This is a genomic window from Psychrobacter sp. T6-1, assembly GCF_052258445.1.
On record NZ_JBQQFC010000211.1, the window covers coordinates 1 to 4,353 of the forward strand.

6 protein-coding genes are annotated in these 4,353 nt (G+C 45.8%); 4 read left to right on the forward strand and 2 right to left on the reverse strand.

From position 1 onward, the window contains the following. The 4 genes from ACTXGO_RS10240 to ACTXGO_RS10255 form a co-directional block, all read left to right on the forward strand. Positions 1-543: sulfate ABC transporter substrate-binding protein (locus ACTXGO_RS10240; protein WP_443574345.1), on the forward strand; the 543-nt coding region annotated here is incomplete at its 5' end. Positions 544-757: 214 nt separating this feature from the next. Beyond that, positions 758-1,588 (forward strand): sulfate ABC transporter permease subunit CysT, encoded by an 831-nt coding sequence (gene cysT / locus ACTXGO_RS10245; RefSeq protein WP_435951032.1) that lies wholly within the window; start codon positions 758-760, stop codon positions 1,586-1,588. A 1-nt stretch (position 1,589) separates the two neighbouring features. Then, positions 1,590-2,546: a sulfate ABC transporter permease subunit CysW gene (gene cysW / locus ACTXGO_RS10250; protein ID WP_443574347.1), complete on the forward strand. Its 957-nt coding sequence runs from the start codon at positions 1,590-1,592 to the stop codon at positions 2,544-2,546. Positions 2,547-2,575: 29 nt separating this feature from the next. After that, on the forward strand, positions 2,576-3,298 hold the full coding sequence (locus tag ACTXGO_RS10255; protein WP_317199447.1) for a sulfate/molybdate ABC transporter ATP-binding protein: 723 nt from the start codon (positions 2,576-2,578) through the stop codon (positions 3,296-3,298). 68 nt (positions 3,299-3,366) lie between these two features. On the opposite strand, the gene ACTXGO_RS10260 is transcribed toward ACTXGO_RS10255, so the two are convergent. Then, entirely contained in the window at positions 3,367-3,699 is a 333-nt protein-coding gene (locus ACTXGO_RS10260) for an ArsR/SmtB family transcription factor (protein ID WP_443574349.1), read from the reverse strand. A 228-nt stretch (positions 3,700-3,927) separates the two neighbouring features. Further along, positions 3,928-4,353, reverse strand: a 426-nt coding sequence (locus tag ACTXGO_RS10265) for an MFS transporter (protein ID WP_443574351.1), incomplete at its 5' end; no start/stop codon positions are given.

Consider the following 4,353-nt stretch of genomic DNA (forward strand, 5'->3'; position numbering starts at 1 on the left):
CGTTATGCCTTCTTGGGCGCTTATGGCTACGGTCTGCATGCTTTTGATAATAATGAAGACAACGCCAAAAATTACGTCCGCGACATGCTCAAAAACGTCAAGGTTTATGAGAATGGTGGACGTGCAGCGACCACAACCTTTGTGCAGCGCGGTATCGGTGATGTGCTCGTGACCTTTGAGAACGAAGCCAATCTAGCCGCCACGCAGTTCGGTCAAGGTCAGGTTGATATCGTCTATCCTGATTACTCTATTAAGTCAGAGAGCCCCGTTGCCATCGTAAGCACGGTTACAGACAAAAAAGGGACGACAGATGCGGCCAAAGCTTATCTGGATTACCTATGGAGCGAGCCGGCTCAGCAGCTCGCGGCTGATCTATACCTGCGTCCTAGCGTTAAGAGCGTCCTTGATAAAAACGGCGATAAATTACCACCTGTTGAAACCTTCCGCCCGAACGATGCCTTTGGTTCATGGGATGAGATTATGGGTACGTTCTTTAGCGATAACGGCGTCTTTGATCAGCTCGCCGTCAATGCTCCGCAGTAATTAAGCGCTTTATTCACTATAAGCGACTGTAGCTTATGGATATTGAGACTTATAAATATGCAGACATGGGGACATAGCGATCACTGCTATGTCCTTTATGGTATAAGGCATTTCAATTGTAAAGTCATAAAAAATAAGAACAAACAGGACTACCCTTATGAGCGCAAAGACTCCTTTAGCCAATACGCTTGCTCCTCCTAATAAAGGCTGGCTCATGCGTTTGCGTCAGCGCAACGTGCTACCAGGCTTTGGTCTTAGCATGGGTATCACAGTCTTTAGTTTATCCCTGCTTGTGGTATTGCCGTTTGCGATGATGGCTTATACCACCACCCAGATGGGCTGGAGCGGGTTTTGGGAGACCATATCCCAGCCGCAGGTGACTGCCGCAATTAAGCTGAGCCTTTGGATGTCGTTTTTGGCGATGCTGACTAATATGGTGTTTGGTACCCTTGTCGCTTGGGTGCTGGTGCGCTATGAGTTTTGGGGCAAGTCCTTGATCAACGCCTTAGTTGACTTGCCTTTTGCACTACCGACGGCGGTAACGGGCATCTCGCTTGCCACGCTCTATGCGCCTAATGGCCTAATCGGACAATGGTTTGCCAAGATTGGTATTCAAGTGGCGTTTACGCCGATCGGTATTTGGCTCGCTTTAGTAGTGGTCAGCTTTCCCTTTATCGTGCGCGCCGTACAGCCTGTACTCGCTGAGCTATCGGTTGAATTTGAAGAGGCATCTGCGGTACTAGGTGCAACTCGTTTGACGACGTTTCGCAAAGTGATTCTGCCTGAGCTATTACCTGCGCTGTTTATGGGCGCTGGCATGATGTTTGCGCGGGCAACTGGTGAGTATGGTTCAGTAATTTTTATCGCGGGCAACATTCCCATGCAGTCTGAGATTTTGCCTATCATCATCATTAGTAAACTTGAGCAATTTGATATTCAAGGGGCGTCGGCTGTGGCGCTATTTATGCTGATGATCTCGTTTGTTATTTTGCTCAGTATCAATATCGTGCAGTGGAAACTGTCGCGCCGCGTAGGAGCTCGCTAATATGCAAATCGCCAATAGCTACGACTACCAAAGCAATCCTGCGACCAAAGATAAACCATGGGTCAGACGAGTGTTTATCGGTATCGCCGTCTTATTTATGATTATCATGTTAGTCATCCCACTACTTGCCGTGTTTTATGAAGCGCTTAAAAACGGCTGGGATTTATATATTGCTTCCCTAGTTGAGGATGAGGCGCTACAAGCGATTAAGCTGACTTTGCTCACTGCCGCTATCGTTTTACCGATCAATATGGTGATGGGTATTGCTATTGCTTGGCTGGTAACCCGCTATCAATTTCGGGGTAAGCAATTGGTGACGACCTTACTTGATTTACCATTTTCGGTATCACCTGTGGTTGCAGGTCTGATGTTTATCTTGCTGTTTGGTCTAAATTCCCCTGTTGGCGGCTGGCTTGAGAGCCTAGGGTTTCAGGTAATATTTGCGGTACCAGGGATTGTGCTTGCAACGCTTTTTGTGACCTTTCCCTTTGTCGCCCGTGAGCTTATCCCTTTGATGCAAACCCAAGGCGACTCTGAAGAACAAGCGGCATTGACCCTAGGTGCCAGCGGTTGGCAGACATTTTGGCACATCACAATGCCTAATATTAAATGGGCGCTGCTATATGGTTTGATATTGACCAATGCGCGCGCGATGGGTGAGTTTGGTGCGGTAAGCGTGGTATCAGGGCACATACGCGGTGAGACTAATACTATGCCGCTACTCGTTGAGATTGCCTATAACGAATATAACTTTACCGCCGCTTTTGCCTTGTCAAGTTTGCTTGCCGCTTTAGCACTCGTCACTTTGCTGGTGCAGCAGATTATGACAAAGATGCAATCACGCAAGTTTGCCAAGTCTGAGCGCCTAGCGGCAGCGCCTGAGTTGCCAGTGAGCGCCAATGCGACGGTTGACAATCAGCCAATCGAGAAACCAGCTAAAACCGACGGCGTCAAATAAATCCTAAAGAATGACACAGAGATATCACTATGAGCATTGAGATAAGAGACGTTAATAAAACCTTTGGTAAGTTTACCGCGTTGGATAATATTAATATTACCGTGCCAACTGGCAAGCTGACGACTTTACTTGGCCCCTCAGGCTGCGGCAAAACGACCTTGCTACGTATCATCGCAGGGCTTGAATATGCCGACTCAGGTCAGATATTGTTTGATGGTCTTGATGTGACCAATACACCCGTGCAAAAGCGTCATATTGGCTTTATGTTTCAGCATTATGCGCTGTTTCGCCACAAAAACATCGCTGATAATATCGCTTTTGGGTTGACGCTACTGCCCAAAAACGAGCGTCCTAGCAAAACTGAAATCAAGCAGCGCGTGGCTGATTTATTAGACTTGGTACAATTGCCACAACTGGCTAATGCCTATCCGCATCAGCTCTCAGGCGGGCAGCGGCAGCGTATTGCACTTGCGCGAGCATTAGCCGTCAAGCCTAAACTCTTGTTACTAGATGAGCCATTCGGCGCACTCGATGCCAAAGTGCGTAAAGAGCTGCGTACTTGGCTTAAGAATATCCATCACGAGCTGGGTATCACCAGTATTATGGTCACTCATGATCAAGAAGAGGCGCGAGCAGTATCAGATGAGATTGTGGTGATGAATCAAGGACGCGTTGAGCAAGTCGGCACGCCTGAGAGCTTAATAGAGCAGACGAGCAATGCCTTTGTCAGTGACTTTTTGGATTTGGTATAGCTGTTTGAAGGTGTCTAGATACAAAAGTAAATAGGCGTAAAAAAGACCTAATATATAGGTCTTTTAAATTAGAGGTTTACAAGCGGGGCTTTTTTACCCTCGGCTTGTTTGACCATCGTCTCGTGAGTAGACTCGAGAATGACTTGAGACCACTGCGGCAAATCGTTCGCCACTTCGTACCACATCCACGTACCATCTCGTACTGCATTGAGCAGACCTATTTTTTTGAGATGGTTAAGATGGCGCGATATAGTAGGCTGCGGCTGATCTAACATATCCACTAATTCGCCAACGCAGCGCGCTTCTTTTTTGTACAAAATATAAAAGATATTTAACCGAGTTGGATCAGACAAGGCTTTGAACAGTCCAAGCGGTTGCATTACAAAACTATCAGTAGACATAGACGTTTCCAACTTATGGTTTGATTAAGAAAACATAATATAACAGTACACGAATGAATAATCGAATAATAATAGAAAACTTTACAGTTTTCGTAAAGGGACTACGGGTTGCTAATATCCATTTACAAACATACAGTTAGCGACATATTAGCGTAATACTTATACATGGCAATTACTCACATAAGCATTATTAATATAGTATATCTAAGGTATTTTTGAAAACATTTGTCAGTATAATCCTTGACCATCTTTGGGTTTTAGTCGTAAAAAGTGCAAACCTGACAAGATCGTTAAGATACCCAGTATCCAGTAGGTCGTTTGAAAGGCCAGTAAGGTATTAAATTCCATACGCTCACGCAATAGGTTTAAAACCGCAGCGCCAAAAGCAATACCAAACCCTATTGCTAACTGCTGATTGACGGCCATTAAGCTATTACCGCTACTGGTTTGCGTGCCTTGTAAGTCGCCTATGGTCAGGGTGTTCATAGCACTAAATTGCATAGAGTTGCTCGCACCCATTAAGATCAGTACAGGAATATACCACATCCAGTAAGAGGGGTCGTTGAACTGCGCTAGGATAATGATAAGTATCCCTAGCATAATGGTGTTGACCACCAAGACTTTACGGTAACTAAAACGCTGGATGATTTTGCT

Coding starts and splice junctions, on each gene's coding strand:
- cysT (WP_435951032.1), top strand. CDS start 758: ATGCGTTTGCGTCAGCGCAACGTGCTACCAGGCTTTGGTCTTAGCATG.
- cysW (WP_443574347.1), top strand. CDS start 1,590: ATGCAAATCGCCAATAGCTACGACTACCAAAGCAATCCTGCGACCAAA.
- ACTXGO_RS10255 (WP_317199447.1), top strand. CDS start 2,576: ATGAGCATTGAGATAAGAGACGTTAATAAAACCTTTGGTAAGTTTACC.
- ACTXGO_RS10260 (WP_443574349.1), bottom strand. CDS start 3,699: ATGTCTACTGATAGTTTTGTAATGCAACCGCTTGGACTGTTCAAAGCC.